The organism is Streptomyces sp. NBC_00690, from assembly GCF_036226685.1.
In the GTDB taxonomy this organism is placed as follows: domain Bacteria; phylum Actinomycetota; class Actinomycetes; order Streptomycetales; family Streptomycetaceae; genus Streptomyces.
In genome coordinates this window covers 34109-55988 of the sequence record NZ_CP109010.1, presented here as the reverse complement: position 1 = coordinate 55988, position 21880 = coordinate 34109, and the positions used below count along the sequence as shown (strand labels likewise).

At 69.4% G+C, this 21880-nt stretch carries 21 protein-coding genes and 1 pseudogene; 12 read left to right on the top strand and 10 right to left on the bottom strand.

Annotation, left to right across the window (positions count from 1 at the left end):
* Positions 1-92: 92 nt before the first annotated feature.
* Positions 93-278: a hypothetical protein gene (locus OID54_RS37790; protein ID WP_329012056.1), complete on the top strand. Its 186-nt coding sequence runs from the start codon at positions 93-95 to the stop codon at positions 276-278.
* Positions 279-310: 32 nt separating this feature from the next.
* On the opposite strand, the gene OID54_RS37785 is transcribed toward OID54_RS37790, so the two are convergent.
* On the bottom strand, positions 311-673 hold the full coding sequence (locus OID54_RS37785) for a helix-turn-helix transcriptional regulator (RefSeq protein ID WP_329012053.1): 363 nt from the start codon (positions 671-673) through the stop codon (positions 311-313).
* A 93-nt stretch (positions 674-766) separates the two neighbouring features.
* On the opposite strand from OID54_RS37785, the gene OID54_RS37780 reads away from it, so the two are divergent.
* Positions 767-1171 (top strand): STAS domain-containing protein, encoded by a 405-nt coding sequence (locus OID54_RS37780; RefSeq protein ID WP_329012051.1) that lies wholly within the window; start codon positions 767-769, stop codon positions 1169-1171.
* A gap of 281 nt (positions 1172-1452) precedes the next feature.
* Here the strand turns inward: OID54_RS37780 and OID54_RS37775 are convergent, their stop codons facing one another.
* Positions 1453-2214, bottom strand: coding sequence for an N-acetyltransferase (locus OID54_RS37775; RefSeq protein WP_329012048.1), 762 nt, complete (start codon positions 2212-2214; stop codon positions 1453-1455).
* Between the two features lie 253 nt (positions 2215-2467).
* The gene (locus OID54_RS37770) at positions 2468-2863 is read right to left on the bottom strand and encodes a hypothetical protein (protein ID WP_329012044.1); all 396 of its coding nucleotides are present in this window, start codon (positions 2861-2863) and stop codon (positions 2468-2470) included.
* Between the two features lie 46 nt (positions 2864-2909).
* Here OID54_RS37770 and OID54_RS37765 point away from each other — a divergent pair, with 46 nt between their 5' ends.
* A complete protein-coding gene (locus OID54_RS37765; protein ID WP_329012041.1) occupies positions 2910-4037 on the top strand; it encodes an SAVED domain-containing protein in 1128 nt (375 codons plus the stop codon).
* Positions 4038-4219: 182 nt separating this feature from the next.
* Here the strand turns inward: OID54_RS37765 and OID54_RS37760 are convergent, their stop codons facing one another.
* Positions 4220-4375, bottom strand: coding sequence for a helicase (locus OID54_RS37760; RefSeq protein ID WP_329012038.1), 156 nt, complete (start codon positions 4373-4375; stop codon positions 4220-4222).
* A 281-nt stretch (positions 4376-4656) separates the two neighbouring features.
* Here OID54_RS37760 and OID54_RS37755 point away from each other — a divergent pair, with 281 nt between their 5' ends.
* The 4 genes from OID54_RS37755 to OID54_RS37740 all read left to right on the top strand — a co-directional run bounded on the left by OID54_RS37755 (position 4657) and on the right by OID54_RS37740 (position 6916).
* The gene (locus tag OID54_RS37755) at positions 4657-6039 is read left to right on the top strand and encodes a hypothetical protein (RefSeq protein ID WP_329012036.1); all 1383 of its coding nucleotides are present in this window, start codon (positions 4657-4659) and stop codon (positions 6037-6039) included.
* 72 nt (positions 6040-6111) lie between these two features.
* The gene (locus OID54_RS37750; RefSeq protein ID WP_329012032.1) at positions 6112-6414 is read left to right on the top strand and encodes a hypothetical protein; all 303 of its coding nucleotides are present in this window, start codon (positions 6112-6114) and stop codon (positions 6412-6414) included.
* Positions 6415-6518: 104 nt separating this feature from the next.
* On the top strand, positions 6519-6719 hold the full coding sequence (locus OID54_RS37745; RefSeq protein ID WP_329012029.1) for a hypothetical protein: 201 nt from the start codon (positions 6519-6521) through the stop codon (positions 6717-6719).
* Between the two features lie 14 nt (positions 6720-6733).
* Complete coding sequence (locus OID54_RS37740; RefSeq protein ID WP_329012026.1) at positions 6734-6916, top strand: hypothetical protein; 183 nt, start codon at positions 6734-6736, stop codon at positions 6914-6916.
* Between the two features lie 350 nt (positions 6917-7266).
* Here the strand turns inward: OID54_RS37740 and OID54_RS37735 are convergent, their stop codons facing one another.
* The gene (locus tag OID54_RS37735) at positions 7267-7902 is read right to left on the bottom strand and encodes a hypothetical protein (RefSeq protein ID WP_329012024.1); all 636 of its coding nucleotides are present in this window, start codon (positions 7900-7902) and stop codon (positions 7267-7269) included.
* 515 nt (positions 7903-8417) lie between these two features.
* Positions 8418-8603 (bottom strand): hypothetical protein, encoded by a 186-nt coding sequence (locus OID54_RS37730; protein WP_329012021.1) that lies wholly within the window; start codon positions 8601-8603, stop codon positions 8418-8420.
* Positions 8604-8753: 150 nt separating this feature from the next.
* Between OID54_RS37730 and OID54_RS37725 the strand changes: the two are divergent.
* Positions 8754-8942: pseudogene (locus tag OID54_RS37725) on the top strand (CBS domain-containing protein); the annotation flags it as partial.
* Positions 8943-9052: 110 nt separating this feature from the next.
* Here OID54_RS37725 and OID54_RS37720 read toward each other — a convergent pair.
* The gene (locus tag OID54_RS37720; protein WP_329012018.1) at positions 9053-10468 is read right to left on the bottom strand and encodes a beta-propeller fold lactonase family protein; all 1416 of its coding nucleotides are present in this window, start codon (positions 10466-10468) and stop codon (positions 9053-9055) included.
* A gap of 980 nt (positions 10469-11448) precedes the next feature.
* Between OID54_RS37720 and OID54_RS37715 the strand changes: the two genes are divergently transcribed.
* Both OID54_RS37715 and OID54_RS37710 read left to right on the top strand, forming a co-directional pair.
* Positions 11449-12870, top strand: coding sequence for a YVTN family beta-propeller repeat protein (locus OID54_RS37715; protein WP_329012015.1), 1422 nt, complete (start codon positions 11449-11451; stop codon positions 12868-12870).
* A 367-nt stretch (positions 12871-13237) separates the two neighbouring features.
* Positions 13238-13831 (top strand): hypothetical protein, encoded by a 594-nt coding sequence (locus tag OID54_RS37710; protein ID WP_329012012.1) that lies wholly within the window; start codon positions 13238-13240, stop codon positions 13829-13831.
* A gap of 337 nt (positions 13832-14168) precedes the next feature.
* Here the strand turns inward: OID54_RS37710 and OID54_RS37705 are convergent, their stop codons facing one another.
* From OID54_RS37705 to OID54_RS37695, 3 genes are all read right to left on the bottom strand, one after another.
* Positions 14169-14408, bottom strand: a complete 240-nt coding sequence (locus tag OID54_RS37705) for a hypothetical protein (protein WP_329012009.1) — start codon at positions 14406-14408, stop codon at positions 14169-14171.
* Between the two features lie 391 nt (positions 14409-14799).
* Positions 14800-15387, bottom strand: a complete 588-nt coding sequence (locus OID54_RS37700; RefSeq protein ID WP_329012005.1) for a hypothetical protein — start codon at positions 15385-15387, stop codon at positions 14800-14802.
* Between the two features lie 595 nt (positions 15388-15982).
* The gene (locus OID54_RS37695) at positions 15983-17380 is read right to left on the bottom strand and encodes a hypothetical protein (RefSeq protein WP_329012003.1); all 1398 of its coding nucleotides are present in this window, start codon (positions 17378-17380) and stop codon (positions 15983-15985) included.
* 1414 nt (positions 17381-18794) lie between these two features.
* Between OID54_RS37695 and OID54_RS37690 the strand changes: the two genes are divergently transcribed.
* Together OID54_RS37690 and OID54_RS37685 are read left to right on the top strand one after the other, a co-directional pair.
* On the top strand, positions 18795-21341 hold the full coding sequence (locus OID54_RS37690) for a SufS family cysteine desulfurase (protein WP_329011999.1): 2547 nt from the start codon (positions 18795-18797) through the stop codon (positions 21339-21341).
* A gap of 13 nt (positions 21342-21354) precedes the next feature.
* Positions 21355-21855 carry a hypothetical protein gene (locus OID54_RS37685; protein WP_329011996.1) on the top strand — a complete coding sequence of 167 codons (501 nt, stop codon included), beginning with the start codon at positions 21355-21357 and terminating at the stop codon, positions 21853-21855.
* The last annotated feature ends 25 nt before the right edge of the window (positions 21856-21880 follow it).

Here is a 21880-nt window from a genome sequence, read left to right as displayed (position 1 = left end):
ACAGAATCGGCCTCCAACTGACCGGCCACGCGTTCGCGCTCGTCGCCGTCGTCCGTCGTCCGTCGTCCGTCGTCCGGCGCCAGGCCGCCGCCTTGCCCGAGGACGACGGCCGCGGCATCCTCGCCCAAGTCGTCCTCCGCGAAGCCAACAGCCGCCTGTCCGCCCCGCTCAAGGGCACCGCTCTCTGCGTTCAGAACCGGGCCCGCCTCGTACCGGCCCTCTACACCCGGCTGGACTGCCTCATCGGACCTGCCCCGGCCACCCCACCCCATAGCTGACGGAAGAAGCCAGAAGGAGCCCGGAGTTTGCTCTATTTCGCGGTGGTGGCGTCGGCCGGGGGTTGCGTGTGTGCGGCTGGTGGGCGGGTGCGTTCGGTTTCGTCCTGCACGAGGAGGGAGAGTAGTGAGGCCACGGGCAGGCCGGCTTCGGCGGGATGGCGCAGCACTTTGTCGGGGTCGATGCGGTAGGTGTTCTGGCGTCCTTCGCGGGTGTGTGAGAGGTACCCGTTCTGCTCCAGGTCGGAGATGATCCGTGATACGGCACGCTCGGTGAGTCGGCAGTGGGCGGCGATGTCACGGATGCGGATGTTGGGGTTGTCGGCGATGGCTGCCAGCACGCGTGCGTGGCTGGTGATGAACGTCCATCCGGTGTGGGAGTCAGGTACTGCGGCCATAGCCAGCACTTTAAGCGACGCAGGTTGCATGACATACTTTTCCGGTAATCGATGGCGTGCTCCCGCACGGGAGAGTCACAAAAGGAGCTTCAGGTGTCCTGGAACGAGGCCGCCTTGTCCACATGCACGAGCAGCACCAGCGGGACGCTAACCCTGGAGGAGACCACTGTGCACGCCCCGTACGGTCCGGTGGTGCGGCAGTACGAGTACCGCGGGGCCTGGGTGATCGCCGCCGCCGGCGACTACGACCTGGGCTCGATCACAGCGCTGCGCCAGGCGCTGCACACCGCGGCGAGGCGCTATCCGAAGGTCGTCCTCGACGCCTCCGCTGTCACTTTCGCCGACTCGACGTTCCTGAACCTGCTGATCCTCACCCATCAGATGGGAACGCTGCGCGTGGTCGCACCCTCCGCGCAGGTACGACGCCTCTGCGAGATCACTGGCGTCGACCGCTTCTTGGAGATGCGACAGACGATTGAGGAAGCGGCCGCCTCGTAACCCCCGCGCCTTTCTATCTGCACCTCGGTCTGCCCGGCCAGGAACCGGCCGGGCTGTGGCTGATGACGGCCACCACGGACCGGGAACGCGAACTGATCGGCCAACAGTGCGGCGGCCAGCCCCTGCTCGTCCTGTACACCGCTGACTTGGACACGTCAGCAGATGACTGCGCGAGAACGGGGTGCGCGTCTGGAGCGAGCAGGTGGACGACGACAGCCGGTCCCTGCACTTCGCCGATCTGTACGGGAACATCATCATCGCCGCAGGGCTGGTCTTGCTGGTCAGGGTTGCGGATCGGCGCGGAGGGTGTGCCTGACCCAGATGTTGGGTTCGACGTAGACGGCGTATCCGCGTTCGGGTTCGCAGTGCACGGGCACGAGGGCTCCGGGGACCTCCACCGGGCCCGGTGTGTCGAAGGCAAGCCCCGTCCAGGCGCGCCACTGGGCCAGAGTTCCGGGAATGGTCATGGAGGCGGGAGCGACCGTTTCCACGGTGGCGCCGAGGCGGGCGTGGACCCTCAGCCAGGGATCGTAGGGCAGGCCGTCCGGGCGGGTGCGGAAGGCGTACTCGTGGATCGAGCAGCTGGTCTCGAGGTGTTTCGCTGTGGGTCTGACCGGTGCGACGAGGGTGGTGATGCCGAGCCGTCGGACGTTCTCCCGGAGCGCGGTGACCATGCGGACGGAGATCCCCTCGTTCTGGCGGCCCGCCGCCACGGTGATGTCCAGCGCGCTGACCGTGTCCGGTTGTTCGCCACTGTGCAGGTCGGCGAAGGCCCACAACAGGACCTGGTCCCAGCCCGTGCCCGGCAACTCGCCGCGGCCCGCCGCATCCAGACGGAACGGGGCACTGAACGCGTGCGCGACGACTTCGCCGTCACCGTCTGTGGCGATCAGCACATGCTCGGGGAACTCCCTGGGGACATGGGCGTAGCAGGCCCAGCCGACCGGGTCCTCGGCCATGAACGCGGGCCAGGTGTCCGGCATCTGCAGCATTGGCTCGTGGAGTTCGGGCCGTTCGGCGAGGGTGGTGATCGTCAGAGCCATGGGCCGAACGTTAGTGGCGGACCTGACCGGTCAGCATCACGATTTTTGTCGGACGCAGCGGCTCATCGGGGCCGGGTGCCGCTGTACTGGCGCCCGTCTGTAGCGGCTTCGATATCAGCTCCGCTGCCCACCTCCGACTGGTGAGCTCGATCGTGACGGTTGACGATCAGGAGCCGGACCCCTGCGTCGCCCGGGGCGATTCGTCCGTCTGTGGGGTCCGTCCGCCGCCGTCCGGTGCGGGCGGGGTGTGTGGTTAGGGCATCTGTGGTGGGTTCGGGTGCTGGCGGAGCCAGTGTTGGAGTTCCCGGTGCCGGTACTGATAAGCGGCCCCGCTGTATCGCAGCAGCCCCGCGTCGGTCGCCCAGTCGAGGAACCGCCCGAGACGGAACGGCAGCTGCCCGCGCAAGCAGAGCAGGAACACCAGATACCTGCGGGAAGCCGCGCCGACCACGAGTCCGATCATGAGGCCGACCGTGAGCCCGAACACGATCCCGGCCAAGACCACGACCATCAGCCCGGCCGTGATACCGGCCATGAGCCCGAGACGGGCGTCGGTTCTGATGGCGGCCCGGGTCCTGCGGCCCGTACCCGGCTCCTGCGTGATCCCGGCCATGAGCCCGACCGCGATCACGACCGCGATCCCGGTCATGAGCCCTGCCGTGAGCCCGGCCGCGACCCCGAACACGAGCCCACCCGTGGCCGCACGCCAGCTGTCGTTCCAGGCGGCGCGGCGCGGGTATGTCCAGCGCTGGGGCCTGACTGCTGGGACGGTCAGTGCCGCGGCCGGCAGGGCGGACAGCACCACGACCAGCCACCCCGGAAAAGCACGGGCGGCGAGTCCGAGCACGAGGACACCCAGGGCGGCCGAGCTCCACGACCTCCTCGCCCGTCTGCGCTTCGACTTGTCCCGGGAACTGGCCCACGTACACGAGCAGCTGCAGCTCCTGATGGCCGTCTGCGGTCTGCGCAACGACAGCCGCGCGGTCGACGAAGGCGCCAACTGGGTCGCCCAGCAGGTCCGCGACGGCCACCGCACCCTGACCCTCGACATGGTCAAGGCAGCCGTCGACAGTCTCGACCTCAAGACGGGACCCGCCCACGCGATCCTGTCGATCGCCACACTCAAGCCCGACCCGCTCGCCGCCGAAGCCGACCACACCATCAGCTGGATCGACCGGTTCGAAACCGACTCCGAATACACCAAACGCCGCCCGCTCGCCCCCGCCACCTGGGCACAGCTCCAGGCCGACATCGAGGCGGCCCCCGCCCGGCTGCCCGGCCGCACCGGCATCTCTGTGTCGGGAAGTCTCCGCCTCGCCCCCGCCTTCCTGACCGGCACGGCCTTCCGCATGGTCACCGGAGCCGACCTCGCCGTCCTCCAACGCGGAGACCTGTGGTCCACCCGCGACACCTACGACGCCGAATGCGCTCCCGTCGTCGAGGAGTACGACATCGGCCAGGGCGACGACCTCGCCGTCGGCATCAACATCACGGTCAGGGCCGAGGATTTCACTCAGGACGTCCTCGAATACGTCGAAGGACAGAACATCCCCGCGTCCAGACTCCTCATCCTCACACCACCCGCCGGCCCCAAGGACCGCTCTGTCCTCGACAGCCCCGCCGCCAACGCCCTCGCCGTCGGCATTCGCAACGCCCTGCGTCGCCCCGCCCGCACCACCCCTCGGATCCACCTCTTCCTTGCCTGCCCCATGGGGCTCGCCCTCCTCCTCGGCCACCGCTGGAACCGGTTGCGCCCCACCGTGGTGTACGAAGACGTCAGCACGGCACAGGTGTACGAACCGGCCTTCTTCATCCAGGCATGAACACCACCGTCAACCGGAGATCCGGCCCCGGGCCACGCGAGACCGGCACAGGGGGTCGCCTCTCGCCAGACCTCCCTGCGAGGCACCAACCCACGAGACGCCGCAACCCCTAGCAGGCCGCCTTGCCGTGACCCGACAGCAGCGACCTGGCCAGACGAGGCAGACCAACCCGTACGCCAACGTCATTCCGTAGCCCATTCCAGTCCGAGGGCGGCGAGCGTCTGTAACTTGTCGGCGGTCAGCTTGGCCTGGCGGCTCCGGCTGTTGCTGAGGAGTACCCCGAGCTTGGCCTCCGACCTGTCCGGCAACACCTCTACGTGGGCCCTGGGAACCGTCACGGAACCGGTCCGGGCTTTGTTACTGCGCCCAGGGCCGCCACGCTCTTCTCGAACGTGCTCACGGCTGTCTTGGGGTCCTGTGGGTGTTCCTGCTTTGGGGGGTAGCGGCATGACGCCTACCGGGCCCTGGGCTGGTACCAGTGCCGACACCGAACGCGCCCCGGCCCACTGTCTCCAGCCTGGCGAGTTGTGTCAGGCGCTTCGGACCGAGCTGGTCGCGTTGGAGGTCGGGCGTCTTGAATTTCTGACCGGGTGTCGGTGCCTTCTGCGAGGATCGGCGGATGGCCGCTAGCAGGGATCGCTCGACCCTTCGGCAATTGGTCGGCGAGGTCGCCGCTCGTCTGGGCGGGAACACGCACGCCACGCTCAGCGAAGCCTTTACGAAGGTGGGGATGCCGCAGTCGGACGAGGGGACGAAGCACGAGCGAGTCGAGCGGAGTTTCGCGCAGGTCTCCGACAGCGACCTCCCCGCCGTTGCGCAAAACCTTCTGGCAGGTGGCTACGCGAATACCGCGCAGAGGCACAGGATCGAAGACCTGCTGTGGGCGGAGTCCTCCCCTCCAGAGATACCCAGGAGGATCCGGCGCGAGCTTGCCCGCTCCCTCGATCTGGCCGATATTGTCCGCAGCGAGAGCCGGTTCATGGCGCTGCTGGAACGGTTCTGGGTCCTCGGCGACGAGATGAGCCCGCTTGTCGACGCGTTCTTCGGTTCCCCGGGCCCAAGCCTCAGGCGCGACATCGAGCAGCACGTCCTTCGCAACCCGGGGGACTGGTCGGCCGAGGATCTTATTGAGAACCTGGGTGCCTTCGAAGCTGGCGACGCCAGGTTCGCCCGGTTCCTCGAAGAGCTGGTCTCTGCCGACGTGCTCCTTGACGAAACGGTGCAACGGCCCCTCGTTGCCGCGATCAACGAGCACCTCCGCGGTGCCGCGATCGAGCTGAGGGAAACAGGGACAGACGGCGGCTACCCGCGCTTCAGCATGGTCTCCACCCGGCTCGCCGAGAACCGTAAGCCGAAGAACATCATCTTCGCCTCGCTCACCAAGCCCGACATCCGCTTCCAGTCCGCCATGGACAACGACATCGAGATCGTCGGTGACCCCGACAAATCTCTTGTCTACGACCGTCCCACGCCAGCAGCCGGCCTTCGCTGGCGAGACCTCCAGACCTGGTGGCAGGAAAAGCACAAGATCCCCACCGATGCCGACGCCAAGTCCTCCCTCTACCGCCGGCTCCGCCGCAGCCTGCCCGACAACTCTCCCGGGCAACAGAACCTCTTCGACTGCTACCACCAGATCCTCGGCGCCAAGGTCTACGACCACCCTGTACTGCTGCCCGAAGTGTGGCTCCACTGGGACCCCCAGACCGCCCGCGAACGCGGCCCCCAGGCATTGCTGCGCTCACGCATGGACTTCCTACTCCTGCTTCCTCACGGACAGCGCATCGTGCTCGAAGTCGACGGATCCCAGCACTACACGCGAGACCGCGGCCAGCGCCCCGACAGCGCGAAGTACGCGCAGACGATGGCCAGCGACCGAGACCTCAAGCTCAGAGGCTACGAGGTCTTCCGGTTCGGCCACGACGAACTGATGGACACCAGCGCAGCCCAGGCCCTCTTGGAGCAGTTCCTGCCAGCCCTGTTCCAGCGCTTCGACTGTGCTTAGATCCGCGCCCGCTCACACGAGGGAGAAATTAACCCAGCGGCGTCAACTCGACAGCGGGTAGCGTCCCAGGCCATGTACATCGCTGTGAGCGCCGACGAGGCGTGGGAGCGGCTGCCGGCCAGCCGCTGGAAGCCACCGGGCAGGGCCAGCAGCGGATCCCGCTGCAAGACCTACGCGGCGGCCCTGGAGCTCACGCTCGGCCGACGGCAGGAGCTCCCGATCCACACCGCGCACACCGCCGGGCTCACCCGGCTCTTCCGCGACGCCACCTACACCATCGACGTCCGCGACGATGCCGCGAGCGGCTTGTGCTTCCACTGCGACGGGAGTGGGCTCGCCCGCTCCCTGTGGAAGCCGGCCCCCGGGGAAGCCTGAACGGCTCGCAGGACAACGCAGCGCCCCGCGCCGCCTTCCGGCCGGTCGTGGGGCGCAGTGGGTGGAGACCGCCTGGAGGGTTAGGACTGGCCCTCGGTCAGCTGGTGGCGGTGTTCTCGAAGCCGGCCCGCAACACTGCCCTCCTGGACCTAGCCGCTGGGCTCCCCGCCGTTGTCCTCAGCCGGCTCCTCGGCATCCCCATCCGATCCGCCACCCGCTGGACTCAGTACTCCGGCGCATCCCGAAGCGCCTACGCGGCCGACCTCTCCCGCCGCCAGAAGGGAGAACTCCGCAAGTCCCAATAGCCGGACCTACCAATATGGAGCCGGACGAGCTCCGGCGCCTGGTCCTCGCCGCCGTCGACCCGTACGTCGACCGCGGCGTCCTCGCGCGGCAGATCGCCCCCGAGGAACAGCAGCGCCGCGTTCTGGAGGACTTCGCTGGTCGGTGGGGTGCAGAGCCGCTCACGCCCAGAACCTCCTGGACTTCTACGATCTCATGACCGCCCTGTTGGCAGGCGACGGTGTTGGCGGCACCCGAATCACCGACCGGCGCATCCCTCACGCCCCCGGCTGACGAGGGCGGCCGTACTCGGGGGAGCGTTCTTCGGCGTCTGCCCGGTACTGCTGTGCCGGCGCCCGCAGCACTGCGGGCGGTCTCGCCGGATGGCCGACCGCCCGCGATGCCTGACACGCGGCCCAAGGCGTGTTGCAGGAGCATCAGCACGATCACTCGACATGGCATCCATGGGATCGACTTGGGTGGGCCGACCAGATCAGAAGCGGCTAGTTCATCCGCTGAGCCGCTGGATCATGGCGCGAATAAAGTGTCTCGCAGGTTCTGCCACACCCTTCAGTGGAGGACGGTTAGGGAGACGGGACCGTGGGTCTGGGTGATGCCCTGGCTGGTGAAGCAGCCGAGGGGGTTGGCGGGGAGGAGAACGCTGACGAGTTCGACGGTGGATCCGGCGAATTTGCCGGAGGTGATGGGGCCGGTGGCAACGATCACGGGGATTCCGCCGGGGCGCAGGTCGACCACGGAGGAGAGGGTGGCGTTGCTGACGGCTCCGGTGTTCCAGAGGATGGTGCCGGTGGCGTCGAAGCCTCCCGAGAGACAGCCGAGGTCGCCCTGGCCGGTGCCGCTGTAGGCGGAGACCGCGGTGATGGCGGGGTCGGTGCTCGTACACGGGCCGGCGCTGCCGGTGAAGGAGAGACTGGTCTGCCGGGGGGCGAGGACGATGCCGGGTGTGTAGTTGACGGTGCCGGTGCCGACCGGGCAGGCCGCGTCGATGGTGAGGGCCGAGGAATTGGCACTCGTCCCGGCCGGTGCGGCGGGAGCCGCGGTCCCGGGGCCCGCAGAGGCCATGAGCAGGGCACTCGCGGCCAGAGAGGCGGCCGTCAGGGTCCGCAGGGTCGCGGAGGCGACGGACCGCCGCCGCGCGGCCGGCCGGCCGCGGCTCGCTGAGGACAGAGGTGAGGACAGATGCATGGCGATTCCTTCGACTTTTGTGTGCGATTCCGGTTCCGGGGACGCCGGGACAGGTGAGAACGCCGTCGGCCGAGGGGCCCGTCACCGGTGCCGCCCACTGCGTGCTTCGGGAAGAACACCCGGTCGCAAGGCTCCTGGAGCTGGTTTGCCCGCCCTGGTGGGCACGAAAGGCAAAGTAGTCCGAATGAGTGACTCGTAGGATCGGCGACACATTCGTGGAGCTCCGCCACCGTCCGCTCGCGCCCGGCAGGGGTGGCGAACTCGGGAAGCGGGGTGGCAACGGCGGGGCCACACACGTGGCTCCGCCACCGCCCGCGCGCGTACCGCTCCTGCGAGGGGATCCGGCCGCTCCGGTCCTCGATCCCGCGTGGGGCAGCGGCCCGCCCCCTCATGACAGTCGCGGCTCCAACTCCCCGGCCCCGGAGACCGTGTCCGGGCAGTGCTGGGCGAACTCCTGTCCGTGCACTCCGACCCCGGGTGCGCGGGCGTGGTCGGGCGAGTCCCCGGCGCTTCGGCTACAGGCCGATGAAGGTCCAGGTGGCGGTCCCGATGGTCTGGGTGAGCCCGGGTGAGGCGAAGCAGGCGGTCACATCGGTGTTGGGTTCGATGACGATGTTGTTGAGGCTGGCGCCCGCGTAGCGGCCGGCGACGATCTCGCCGTCGTAGGTTCCGACGAGCTGTCCGGCGGCGTTGGTGGCCACGGTGGAGGACCAGTTCCAGGTGGAGGTGGTGCCGTCGTTCCAGGTGAGGGTCTCGGTGCCGCTGCCGGACTGGATCGGGGAGATGCACGAGGCGGTGTAGCTGCCGGTGAAGGAGTTTTCAGGCCACTGATCCTGTTCGGGCCCGTACGTGAGGCGGTGCCCATCGGTGCTGACGACGACGCGGACGAGATCCTGCGGACCATGATCTCCCGCAAGGTCCGCCGCCTGCTCGTCATCGACGGGCACACCCTCATCGGCGTGGTCGCCCAGGCCGACGTCGCCCGTGTCCTGCCCGACCCGCAGGTCGGCCGGCTCCTCGACGCGCTGTCCACCGACTGAGCACACTGCGGCTCGGCAGGTGAACTCGTATGGCCCGCCCTTCGGCGGGGCTGTGGTCCTGTTTCGCGGCGTTGGTGGTGGTGGGGCGGGTTGTTGTGGGGTGTGGGTGGTCAGGTGCAGTTGATGATGAGGGTGGTGGTGGCGGTGCAGGTGCGGGTGGCGGTGTTGTTGGCGGGGTTGGGGTCGTTGGGGGTGCTGGTTGTGCGGGTGGCGGTGACGGTGTAGGGGGTGCCCAGGCTGAGGAGCGCGACGGGGACGGTGAGGCGCCTGGTGGTGGACGTTCCGGGGGCGAGGGGTGTGGTGAGGGTGCAGGTGGCGGTGTTGGTGGCGATGGCGCAGTCGGGGCTGGTCGCGGTGGTGGATGGGGGCAGGGCCGCGGTGACGGTGGCTGCGGTGAGAGTGGCGGGGCCGTTGTTGGCGAGGGTGAGGGTGTAGTTGATCCGGCCGTTCAGCAGGCCCGGGACGGGGACGGCCGTGAGGGTCACGGCGAGGTCGGCGTCGGGGCCGGGAACAGTCCCGACCGCCACCCCTTCCGGCACGCTGCCGACGGGGATGCCGGTGACGGCGTTGGTGGTGGTGTTGATCACCGACACCGTGTCGTCGCCGCTGTTGGCGGTGTAGGCGCGGGTGCCGTCGGGGGAGAGTGCCACCGACAGCGGGCCGTCACCGGTGGGGATGCCGGTGACGGCGTTGGTGGTGGTGTTGATCACCGATACCGAGTCGTCGTTGGGGTTGGCGGTGTAGAGGCGGGTGCCGTCGGGGGAGACCGCCACCGAGAACGGGAAGGCATCGACGGGGATGCCGGTGACGGCGTTGGTGGTGGTGTTGATCACCGACACTGAGCCGCTGAAGGGGTTGGCGGTGTAGGCGCGGGTGCCGTCCAGGGAGACCGCCACCGAGACCGGATCGTCACCGACGGGGATCGTGGCGGTAACCGTGTTGGTGGTGGTGTTGATCACCGATACCGAGTCGTCGCCACTGTTGGCGGTGTAGAGGCGGGTGCCGTCGGGGGAGACCGCCACCGAGAACGGGAAGGCCCCGACGGGGATGCCGGTGACGGCGTTGGTGGTGGTGTTGATCACCGATACCGAGTCGTCGCCACTGTTGGCGGTGTAGGCGCGGGTGCCGTCCAGGGAGACCGCCACCGACTGCGGGCCGTCACCGACGGGGATCGTGGCGGTAACCGTGTTGGTGGCGGTGTCGACCACCGACAACGTGTCGTCGTCGCTGTTGGCGGTGTAGGCGCGGGTGCCGTCCAGGGAGACCGCCACCGAGACCGGATCGTCACCGACGAGGATCGTGGCGGTAACCGCCTGCGTGGTGGTGTCGATCACCGACACCGTGTCGTCGCCGCTGTTGGCGACGTAGGCGAGGACTCGGTCGCCCGGGGCCGCGTGGGCGGGGTCGGCGGACAGGAGCGGGAGGATACAGGCCGCGACGGCCGTCGTGACGGCCGCGGCCAGGACACGCACCGGACTGCGTGCACCCCGGCCGCAGGAACGGGAGAACCAGGACAGGGAAGGCATGGAGGATGTTCCTCTCGGGCATGCGCCGTCGAGGGTCTCCCGCGACCGGCGGAGGGGACGACGCGAGCGTGTGGATCGGTCGGTCCGGACGCCGGAGCTTCACCTAGTGTGAGTCCATTGTCACATCCAGTGATCACCTGGAAGCGTCGCGCCCCCTTTGACGGATGGCAACGCCCCGGAACGCCGTCCCCCCCAACGAGCGCCCCCGCCGGGAAACATGGAACACCCGTACTGCCTCCGCCTCCGGGGCTGGGCCCGCGCGGACCTCGCCGAGATGGTGCCGCAGAAGATCAAAGGGCCTTCGCGCTGGCGCCGCCGGCCGGGGCGCGGTCGACGAAGCCCGGCAGTGGCTGTGCATCGCCCGCCGGGCGAGCGCCGCAGCGGTGGAGCGGGCCTCCGCCGAGTGCGCGGACCAAGCCCCGCCGGGCCGGGACATCCCCGCGCCGGCGCACGGCGCGCGCGGTCACTCGACGCAGCGTCCCGCCTCCGGTCGTACGAGGCGAAGTGCAGCGCGCCCGGCAGCGCGGCATCGCCCCGCCCCGCGCACCCGGCGGCGGCTTTCGTGCGCGGCTGTGCGCACGAAAGCCCCGGAGGAGGGGTGGCGGACGGGCATGCCCGTCCGTCCGCTTGCCGTCCGGGCGGGGGTGCTTCTCGTCTTCCGGTTCCGCGGTCCCGCGGTGCCGCCCGGCGGCGTGCCGCGTCCCGGCCGGGCATGTTGGCCGCCCGCCCGGGCAGGGTGCCGACTGCGGAGGGGGCTGCCGTGTTTCCCGGTGGCGTGCTCGTTCGGGGGAAAGCCGTGTCGGGGGGGTTGCTTCACCCGTGAGGGGCACACCATCCTTCGATCACAGGATGTGACCATGGGCTCACTTTGTGTGGAGTTCCGGTGTTCGGACCGACCGCTTCCCATGTCAGCGTCGTCCTCTTGCGCCGGCCCCGGGAGACCCCCTGGGCGACGCGTACCCGAAAGGAACCTCCCTTTCATGCCCAGGACCTCCGCCTCCACCCCCCGCGCTCGATGTTCCCGCAGGCCGGTGCGCATGCTGGCCGCGGCCGCCACGGCACTCACGATCGCCGCCTGCGTCCTACCGCCGGCCACCCCCGCCCTGGCCCGCGCCGCCGGGCCCGGCTACGTCTACGCCGCGAACAGCAACGGCAATTCCGTGTCGGTGATCGACACTGCCACGAATGCGGTCACCGACACCATCGCCGTGGGGGACGGGCCGGTGTCGGTGGCACTGTCCCCGGACGGCGCCCTCGTCTACGCCGCGAACAGCAATGACGATTCGGTCTCCGTGATCGACACCGCCACGAATGCGGTCACCGACACCATCGCCGTGGGGGACCGGCCGGTGTCGGTGGCCTTCTCCCCGGACGGGGCCCGCGCCTACACCGCCAATGAAGTCGATGGCTCGGTGTCGGTGATCGGTACCGCTGCCGGGACGGTCACCGCCAGTATCCCGGTCGGCGAAGCCCCTCTCTCGGTGGCGTTCTCACCCGACGGGGCCCGCGCCTACACCGCGAACAGCTTCGGCAATTCGGTCTCCGTGATCGACACCGCCAGCAGCACCGTCACCGCCACCGTTCCCGTCGGCTCTCGCCCGTCCGCGGTGGCCTTCTCCCCGGACGGGGCCCGCGCCTACACCGCAGACGGCCTCAGTGACTCGGTGTCGGTGATCGACACCGCCACGAATGCGGTCACCGACACCATCGCCGTGGGGGACCGGCCGGTGTCGGTGGCCTTCTCCCCGGACGGGGCCCGCGCGTACACCGCTGCCAGCGGCGATGACGCGATCTCCGTGATCGACACCGGCACGAATGCGGTCACCGGCAGTATCCCGGTCGGTGAATTCCCCCTCTCGGTGGCCCTCTCCCCGGACGGGGCGCTGGCCTACACCGCCGACAACTTCGCCGACACGGTCTCCGTGATCGACACCGCCGCCGCAACGGTCACCGCGACCGTCCCGGTCGGGGACGGTCCGTCGTCGGTGACGGTCGCCGCGGCTGCCATCCCCCCTGGTGCGGATCTGGCGCTGTCCCTGACGGCCACTCCCGTGCCGGGCCTGTTCAACGGACGCATCAACTACGTCCTCACCCTCACCAACCAGGGCCCCGTCACCCTCACTTCCGCGACGGTGACGGCGACCCTGCCCGCACCGATGTCGGCGACCAGCCCCGACTGCACCGTCACCACCGGCACCGCCACCTGCACCGCCACCAGTCTCGCCCCCGGCACCAGTACCACCCGGCACTTCTCCGCCCCCGTCGCCCTCCTCTCCCTCTTCACCCCCTACACCGTCACCGCCACCCGCACCACCAGCGCCCCCGCCGATCCCAACCCCGCCAATGACACCGCTACCCGCACCTGCACCGCCCTCACCACCCTCCTCGTCACCTGCACCTGACCCACCACCACCCCGACGTCCGGCATCCTTGCGGTATTCGCCAGACACCACAAGCGCCCCCCGGGAAGCCCCCGGAGGGCCACGCTCACCGGGCCGTCGCCCCACCCCGGCCGGTGGGGGCAGCTCGACGTCCGGGAGTACCCGGGGTTGCGGTGCCGCCCGTTGATCGCGTCGGCGATCTCAGCACGCCGGGCGTGCATGATCACATTGGCCGGCGTCCGCCATGATCTTGCCCACGGACTACGCCGAATGAATGGCGTTTCGCAGCAGAGGAGTGGTCTTCCCGGCCGGGGTTCAGGCGCGACGGATGATCGGGGAGGCTGGACTCCAGCCGGCGCACGCCGACCTGAACACTCGAGGAGTGCTTGTGCAGGCGAGGAAGAAGTGGATTGCCAGCGCACTAGCCGCTTCGGCGGTTGTCGCCACGGTGCAGAGCACTGGGGCCGCCTCTGTCGTGGCCCAGGCCAGGGCCGCGGCGCCGTCCGTACCGATCGTGGTGAAGTCGGGGTGGTCGGGAAGGGGTGACTACATCTCGGCGACGTGCCCGCAGGGCACGACGCTTGTCGGCGGTGGTCACGACTCCCAACCTGTTGTCAGCTCACTGGGCCATGTGCTGGACGAGCAGACCGCCGACGCCCCTTCCCCGGACGAGCCGAACTCGTGGTTCATCAGAAGGCTGGCCGGTAGGTCGCAGGCATACGCCATGTGCTCCCCCGCCTCCTCCACGCCGCCGATCGTCGTGGCATCGGATTGGTCCGACCCGGGTGAATACATCTCCGCGACCTGCCCGGAGGGCACCCAGCTCGTCGGCGGCGGCTTCGACTCCCGCCCCTATCTCAACGGCTTCGGCAACTCGTTGGACGACTTGGACGCGAACGCGCCCTCCGGTGACGAGCCGAACAGCTGGTTCACCAAGCAGCACCGCGGTACCTCCCGTGCGTTCGCCATGTGCGCACAATGAGCCACCCCCAGGCCGATGCGCACACATCTGAGTGCGTTGTGGCACACCCGATTTCGTTCGAGGTGTGCGGCGCGGGTGATCATCCGGACAGAGGTACGGGTGCGGCCGTGGGCATGAACGAACGGCTCCCTTGGTAGTGACGGTTGCGACACCAGCACGGCCAAGGAAGCCCGTCTTACCTTCTTGGCGGGTTCGGACCCAGCTCCTCTACCTTCGGGGCGAGCTCGCCCCGAAGCTATTGGATCTGCTCGTCGTCCAGGTCGTTCAGCGGCGGTTCGCCGGCACCGCTACCGATCCGCACATGGTCATCGCGCCGTTTCCCGGAGACCACCCCAGATCAGGAGGCCGCCTCGCGCAGGTAGGCGCGAGCGAAGCGGGTCACCGGATCAATGAGCGGTGCCGCGACCTCGACGTCGCCGAGTTCTTCGGCCTGCAGCGGCACTATCGCCTCGTTTGCCTCTCCCGACAGCCCGGAGCGGCACACGCACACATGGGCACTGGGGGCGGCGTCCCACCTGGCCGCCCTGGACCCGCAGACCGCGGTGGCGCCGGCCGCCCGGGTTGGAGACCACAGCATCGTGCGAGGACCTTACGGTGCCGTCCGGGTCGACGTCCTGCGGCATGAACGGGCCAGTACCAGGCCGCGCGTCTCGTCCTGGTCCACCATCTACCGTTCGTCGGGGAAGCCCGTGGCCCCGGGCGCGTGCTGTCGCAGTGCCGCCGTTTTTGCAACAGGCTGGCCGTGCCCCCACGGCCCACCCGATCGCGTAGCCGTCGCACGGACACCTCCGCCGAACCCTTCCGTGCGCGTTCCCGCCACGCGGCCGTACGGCCGCGCCCACCGCAAAAAGCGTGCTCAGATCAGGTGGCTTTGTTCACGAGAACGGACAGCAGGTGTTCACCACTTCCGGCGGCACCTGAGCGAACCGTGGGAATCGAACAGCTCATACACAGGGACCCGATGCCTCTCAGGAGACAGGCGGTGCGGCCTTCGCATAGGCGGCATCGACGTCCGCCCCGGTCCCAGCGAACTGGTACTTCTCCCAGGCGCTTTGGCGGGCGACGCCGAGCGCGTCGGCGACCTTCTGCCAGGAGTCGCCCTGGCGCCGGGCCTGACCCACCGCGATCACTCGCTGCGGCTCGATCATCCCTTCCAGTTCACGCAGCGCGCCGAGGGCGGCGAGCGGGCGTTCCTGGGCGAGAGCGGAGAGCCGCAGGACCAGGTCGCCCATCTCCTCTTCGACGTCGCGTGGCGGCATAGCGACGGTGGCGGCGGCGATGTGCTGCTCCCAGTCGGCTTTCACCGCGGCCGCAGTGACCGACGGGTCCGCGTCGAGCGGGCGGGCCGGGCCGTGCCAGACGCACTGGCACTCGGCGCGCAGCGCTGTCGGGCCGCCGGCGCGCAGCGGGAAGGTGACCAAGCCGGTCTCGCTCCAGGAGTCCCACTCCTGCCAGGCGCGCCCGTTCCAGATCCTCCCGTCCGGTGCCCCGCTCGCGTCCAGGGCGCGGGCCAGGCCCTCGTGCTCACGACGTCCGTCGCGGTCGTCATCCCACATGGCGCTTCCTCCTGCATCTACGGCAACAGGCTGTCAGGCTACCCTGACAATCGCATTCTTGTCAGGCAACCCTGACAAGTGAGAATCGAACAGTCACCGACTGGGGGGTGCCTCCGGAGGTGGTGAACATCTGCTGTCCGTTCTCGTGAACAAAGCCAATCAGGTGAAGTAGCCGGGGGCGAGGCGGTGGTCGCACGTCGGGCAGGCGGGTCCGCGTCCCATCGTGTGGGCGGCCATGAGGTCGAGGCCACGGCTACCGGCGCTGCGGGGCCGAGCCCGAGGGCGGCGGCTCGTGGCACATCGCGCAGGCCCGCTGCGTGCCAGCCGCACCTCCAGGGTCCTCCCCTTCCCTTCGGCCGGACTGGCCGAAGCGGGCCCTTCCTGCAGGTCCGCCCACCAGATGCGGCGATGGGCAGGACCGGAATTGAAGATCGCCGAACTCCTGGAGCAGGCGGCCGAAGCTACTACCGTGGCTCCTTGGCCGTTGATCTTGCCTCGCGCGCGACGTTCCCAGTCCCTTCACCTGCTGTCGCACAGTCTGCGCTGCGGACCGGGGGGCGCGGTTCAATATGGGCCCGCCGGGCGGGCCGGGGCTTCATGGCCTCGGCGGGTGGGGACTGGTCAGGAAGGACAGGTACGGGGATGGCGCGGTGGACGGCCTGCCGGGGGCCGTGCCGGGCGGAATGGCTCGCTGGAGCAGAGCGCGGGCGTCAGCCCGGTCACGGTGGGGGGCGAGCGTCGCCTGCATGACGACGACGGCGCTCTCGATACTCCGGGAACGGGCGAGCGACCTGTGGGTGAGGAAGTGCGACCATGTCTCGCACGCCCGGTCCAGGTGGCCTTCCTGGGCCTGCATCTCGGCGATCCGGGCCAGGACGATGGCCCGCGGGTGGGACATCTCCGCCGGACACAGGCGCAGGCAGAGTTTCAGCGCTGTGATCGCCCGCGTGCGTTCTCCCAGGTGCCAGGCGACTGTCGCGTGGTGGTAGGCGTGCTGTGCCCGGATCACTCGTGCACTGGAGGGCGAGGGTTGCGGGGAGGCGCTGTGCAGCACGATGTAGGTATCGGCGGTCCTCAGGCTCTGCTCTGCTGACGGGCCGTCCTGTAAGGCGGCGAAGGAGGCGGCGAGCTGTCCGTGGAGAAGGGCAAGGCTTCCTGGCCTGCCCTGCCGGCCCTGGTCGACCGCGGCCTGTGCGAGGTCCAGGGCGGCCGGGTAATGACCCAGATGCCGTGCCTGCATGCTGAGGGCCCGCAGGGCTGCGGCGAGATGGGCCCGGTCGCCGGACTCGTCCGCCAGAGCCGCGCTCACGTAGTAGAACTCCTGCGCGGTTCCATAGAGTTCGTCGTCATCGTAGACAGAGCCGCACAGGCGCGTGAGCGTGGCGGCGGCCCTCCGAAGTTCCCAGTGGACAGCGGGGCGGGTCTGCAGACTGAGGCAGTGCGCAATGCTGGTGAGGCAGGCGGTCAGCGCGGCGCGCACTCCTTCCGCGCCCAGCAGGCGGCTGGTCCGCACGAAGAACGCGGTGAGGTCGCGTATCCCCTGAACGACCGTGAGGGACAGGTCCAGCTCGTGGTCCACGGCGGAGACGGCCTGGTACCGGCCGGAACCGGCCACGCGGGGGACCCGGGAGAGCCGCTCGACCGAGTAGACGTGCGCTGTCTGCCGCGCCGCCTCGACGGCCAGGGTACGCAGCGCGCGGGTCGTGCTGGGGCACTCCAACGCCCCGGCGGGCCGCTGGGTACTGAAGCCGGCCTGTGCGGGGGTCACGGTGCGGCCGAGATGCCGGGTCAGCGCTTCCGCCACCAGCTCGGGACCCGGAGAGCGCGGCACGCTCCCGGACAGCCACTGGGCTACCGACGGTCTCTGATAGCGCAGGGCCAGCCCGGCTTCCCGGCCCGCGCTGTTGACTGCCCGCGCCAGGTCTGCCCCGCTCCAGGAACATTCAGCGAGCAGTGACCGCAGTCTCGTATTGGGGGACCGCACCTCGGGCATCAGCGCCCTCAATTCTCACGATCGGTACACCTGATGACGACGCCAGGTGTGCCTTTCCTGACAGCTTCCCACGGCGAAAGAGCGGCGGATTTCCCTGCCCGCAGCCCGCCCGGCGGGCGAAATGATCCTCTGGGACGCGGGGGTATCGAGTGACGTCGGATGCCGGACCAGGGACCGCCCCGGCAGGGTGCCGGAGAGGCTTCCGCCTATCGGCGGGCGCTGTCCGCTTCCCCTTGTCATCCCGCAGAGGTGGCCTTCGCTTAACCCGGCGTCCAACTGAACACATCCGTTTTGTCAAGGTTGCGAAGCGGACAGGCCGTCTGAGGCTGAAGCGGAACCCTGGCGTGCGGCCGGCACGCGGCGGCCGTCGCCGATGCACCGAAGACTCCTCACCGTCGAACGGCTGTGGCGACACCAATGTCACCCGCCCCGGCGGAGGAATCGACGACATGATGGGGGCCTCGTCACCGCGAACCCGACGACGCGCTCTCCCTCTACTGGACCGCCCCGGACACGGTTGGCGCAGACCGCGCCCCCTTTGCCGCGCTGAACCACCGCCCCCCAGGACCGAAACACGCCCAGGCGCCCTGTCGTTCCGCATCCCGCAAGGCGCGCCCCGCAGGGGCGAGTGCGCCTCCATCCGTAGAGGTGCTCCACCGACTCTTCGCCTGCCGGCGTAGATACGCCGTGCCGGTACGGCCAACACGACCGCCTGGTGCCGGTAGTACCCGCCGCGCTGATGACGTTCCGGCCCCATTCCAGGAGTGGCCGTCCGTCCCCGCCCCACCCCAAGGCCCGCCAGCCAAGCCGCTACCACGGCGATTCCGAGCTGCCCCGCCCCCGTCCCCGCGCTCTCGGCTCCGGGGCCCCACAGCCGCATCGTCCCGGGCCCGATCACCCACCCGGACGCACCCCACGCGGACCATCCGGGAAGACGACGCATCAGCGGCTCTGCATGACCCGGAAGAAGGGACCTCCACCCCGAGGCTCCACAATTCCCGCGTCCCAGCGAAACCCTGCCCGCGCACTGGATCGCGTCTTCCACGACCCCGCATTTCCAGCAGGGGGCTGACCGGAGGGCGAACCAGCCCGGCGAAACTTCCCAGCGACATCGCCGACCCCTTGCCCGGTGCTCACAGGGACGTTTCGCACCGCACCAAAGGCCGCCACCGACTCCCCTCGTAGTGTGCCGCTGCCGCCTCGGACCGTATTGCTTAACGGTGCCGTGAACTGTCGCTTCCGCAGCCCGCCGGAGACTTGTGCAGAACCACCCGGCTCACTGACGGTGGGCTGGAAACAGTTCGTGCGCAGGCCAGAAACTGCTACCGCTGACATTCGGCATATGCACTTTCCCGGGCTGGAGTACGCAAATCATCAGGCGGCCCCGAAACAAGCGCATACCCGAAAGGCAATCATGAACGCGAGCAGTATGAGCACGTCCTGTATATGCGCCGCGCACCAGGCGGTCTCGTCGGCCCGGAACGGGCGGACGAGTACCGGTGTCCTGGACGCGGCTGAGGTACGAGGCGACTTCCCCATCCTGCAGCGCACGGTCAACGGGGGCATGCCTCTGGTCTACCTGGACAGCGCGGCCACCTCGCAGAAGCCCCAGAGCGTGCTGGACGCCGAGACGGACTACTACCGGCTGCACAATGCGAATGTCCACCGCAGCCACCATGAGCTGGCCCGGGAGGCGACCGACCTCCTGGAGCGGGCGCGGGCGCGGATATCGGCCTTCGTCGGCGGGGCCCCCGATGAGATCGTGGCGACCAAGAACGCCTCCGAGGCACTGAACCTGGTCGCCTACTCACTGATGAACGCCTCCCATGCGCCCCGGGACTTACGGAGCCGGGCCCTGGGACCGGGCGACAGCGTGGTCATCACGGAGATGGAGCACCACTCGAATCTGATGCCCTGGCAGCAGTTGTGCCGTCACACCGGCGCGGAGCTGCGGTGGCTGAGCATCACCCCCGAGGGGAGGCTCGATCTGGACGAACTGGACAAGACCGTGGACGCCAGCACGCGGGTTCTGGCCTTCACCCACCAGTCCAACGTCTACGGCACGATCAACCCCGTCCACGAACTGGTCACGCGGGCCCGCGAGGTCGGGGCGCTCACGGTGCTCGACGCCTGCCAGTCGGTACCGCACATGCCCGTGGACGTGCACGACCTCGGCGTCGACTTCCTGGCCTTCTCCGGGCACAAGATGTGCGGCCCGACCGGCATCGGCGTCCTGTGGGGCCGCCCCGACATCCTGAAGTCGATGCCGCCGTTCCTCACAGGCGGAGAAATGAACGAATCCGTGACGATGACCGGCGCCGAGTACGCCCTGCCTCCCCACCGCTTCGAAGCCGGCACCCCCGTCATCGCCCAGACCATCGCTCTCGCCGCCGCATGCACCTACCTCGACCACCTGGACCGGACAGCTCTCGCCGCCCACCACGACCGGCTCACCGCACGCGCCCTGGACGCACTGTCCGCCATCAAGGGCGTACGCATCGTCGGCCCGGCCGACACCGTCGACCGCGGGCCGGCGATCTCCTTCGCCGTCAAGGACCATTTTCCCGACGACATCGGAGACCATCTCGACCGGCGCGGCATCGCCATCCGGGTCGGTCATCTCTGCGCACGCCCCGCCTGCGTCCGCTTCGGGCTGCCCGCCACCACCCGCGCCTCCTTCTACGCCTACACCACCGACGCCGACATCGACGCCTTCACCCGGGCGATCGCGGAACTGGCCGAGCCGCGCGCAGTGACCCCCGGCATCGACTTCACCGAGCCGCCCGCCGTGACGGCAGCCCTTCCACACGAAAGGGCCACCCTGCAGCAGATGCCCGGGACCGCGATCGCCCCCGCCCCCGTGTCCGGCGTCCCCGGTCGACCCGCCGTACCCTACCTGGCGCAGGACTCGGCAGACTTCATGGACACCGTGTTCTCCGACGCCGCGACCGCCGCGACCGGTCTCGCGGTCTCGCTGGGCGACCGTCTCGGCCTCTACCGCGCACTGGCCGGAGCCGGTCCGCTCACTGCGGCGGAACTCGCCGACCGCACCGCCACCCAGGAGCACTACATCCGCGAGTGGCTGCACACCCAGGCCGGGTCCGGATATCTCCGCACCACCCGCGACAGCACCGGCCCACGCCGCTACGAACTCCCCGACTCCCACGCCCGCGTCCTGGCCGACCCCGAATCCCCGACCGCCGCCGTCGGGATCTTCGCGGCCCTCCAGACTCTCTACCGGGTCGAGGACCGGCTCGCCGACTGCTTCCGCACCGGCGGCGGCGTGGACTGGAGCGAGTACCCGCCCCAGATGTTCAAGGCCGTCGCCCGGTTCTTCCGACCCGCCTACCGGGCCAACATCGTCCAGAACTGGATACCCGCCATCGACGGCCTCCACGAGCGGCTGACCCGCGGCGCGACCGTCGCAGACATCGGCTGCGGCGTCGGATACTCCACCCTCCTGATGGCCCAGGCATATCCCCGGTCCGTCTTCCACGGCTACGACTACCACCAGGACTCCATCGAACGCGCCCGCATCATCGCAGAGGAACGCGAACTGGACGACCGCACACACTTCCACACCGTGGCAGCAGGCGACCTCGACAACACCCGCCCCCCGGCCGACCTCGCGACCTTCTTCAACTGCCTCCACGACATGGGCGACCCCCTCGCAGCCCTCGAAGGCACCCGGCGCAGCCTCAAACAGGGCGCCGTCCTCATGGTCGTCGAACCCAACACTGAACCCGACCCGATGACCAACACCCACCCCGTCGGACGGCTCTTCATGGCCCTGTCCGCCACCCTGTGCCTACCCGCGGCAGCAGCCCAGGACGGGCCCCTCGCCCTCGGCAACCACGCGGGCGAAAGCGCGCTGCGCGAACTGACCGAACAAGCGGGCTTCACCCAGTGGAAGCGCGTCGCCGAAACACCCCGCAGCGCCGTCTACACCGCCCGAACCTGACGGCGCACACACCATGCCCCCCTCCACACGGGTCCCCGTCGCCGCCCCTCTGAGTGACATTCTGGGGCGACTCGACGGGACACCCCGGCTCGACCTCGAACACCTCCTGTTCCTCGCTGCGGGCACCCTTCCCGACCCGGGCTCGGGCATGTACCGCCGGGCGCTCGCCGAGGCCCTCGTCCACCTGCGCCGCACCGGAAGCGAGGCCTACCGGGTCCACGACCACACGGCCAGGTCCCGACAGGAATTCGCCGGACTCAGCCCTCGCATCGCCGCCCGTACCCAGTACGCGTCCCTGCCCCGGGGAACCCCGGTCCGCATCCTGGGAGAGCCCCACCACGGCATCGTCACACACACCGTCATCGCGGTGGACCGGGACGAAAACTGCCCTGCCCCCTGGTACACCGTCACCGTCCACGCCCTGCAACGCTGCCGCGCACACGGCGCCGACGAAATCGAACCCCTGCGTCACCGAACGGCTCATCGTCCAGCACGCCCGCGCCCCTGGCTGTGAACCACCGACCCACACCCGGCAACCG

Coding starts and splice junctions, on each gene's coding strand:
- OID54_RS37720 (WP_329012018.1), bottom strand. CDS start 10,468: ATGCCTTCCCTGTCCTGGTTCTCCCGTTCCTGCGGCCGGGGTGCACGC.
- OID54_RS37740 (WP_329012026.1), top strand. CDS start 6,734: ATGGAGCCGGACGAGCTCCGGCGCCTGGTCCTCGCCGCCGTCGACCCG.
- OID54_RS37705 (WP_329012009.1), bottom strand. CDS start 14,408: ATGCTGTGGTCTCCAACCCGGGCGGCCGGCGCCACCGCGGTCTGCGGG.
- OID54_RS37770 (WP_329012044.1), bottom strand. CDS start 2,863: ATGACCGGGATCGCGGTCGTGATCGCGGTCGGGCTCATGGCCGGGATC.
- OID54_RS37735 (WP_329012024.1), bottom strand. CDS start 7,902: ATGCATCTGTCCTCACCTCTGTCCTCAGCGAGCCGCGGCCGGCCGGCC.
- OID54_RS37785 (WP_329012053.1), bottom strand. CDS start 673: ATGGCCGCAGTACCTGACTCCCACACCGGATGGACGTTCATCACCAGC.
- OID54_RS37685 (WP_329011996.1), top strand. CDS start 21,355: ATGCCCCCCTCCACACGGGTCCCCGTCGCCGCCCCTCTGAGTGACATT.
- OID54_RS37755 (WP_329012036.1), top strand. CDS start 4,657: ATGGCCGCTAGCAGGGATCGCTCGACCCTTCGGCAATTGGTCGGCGAG.
- OID54_RS37775 (WP_329012048.1), bottom strand. CDS start 2,214: ATGGCTCTGACGATCACCACCCTCGCCGAACGGCCCGAACTCCACGAG.
- OID54_RS37690 (WP_329011999.1), top strand. CDS start 18,795: ATGAACGCGAGCAGTATGAGCACGTCCTGTATATGCGCCGCGCACCAG.
- OID54_RS37700 (WP_329012005.1), bottom strand. CDS start 15,387: ATGTGGGATGACGACCGCGACGGACGTCGTGAGCACGAGGGCCTGGCC.
- OID54_RS37715 (WP_329012015.1), top strand. CDS start 11,449: ATGCCCAGGACCTCCGCCTCCACCCCCCGCGCTCGATGTTCCCGCAGG.
- OID54_RS37750 (WP_329012032.1), top strand. CDS start 6,112: ATGTACATCGCTGTGAGCGCCGACGAGGCGTGGGAGCGGCTGCCGGCC.
- OID54_RS37695 (WP_329012003.1), bottom strand. CDS start 17,380: ATGCCCGAGGTGCGGTCCCCCAATACGAGACTGCGGTCACTGCTCGCT.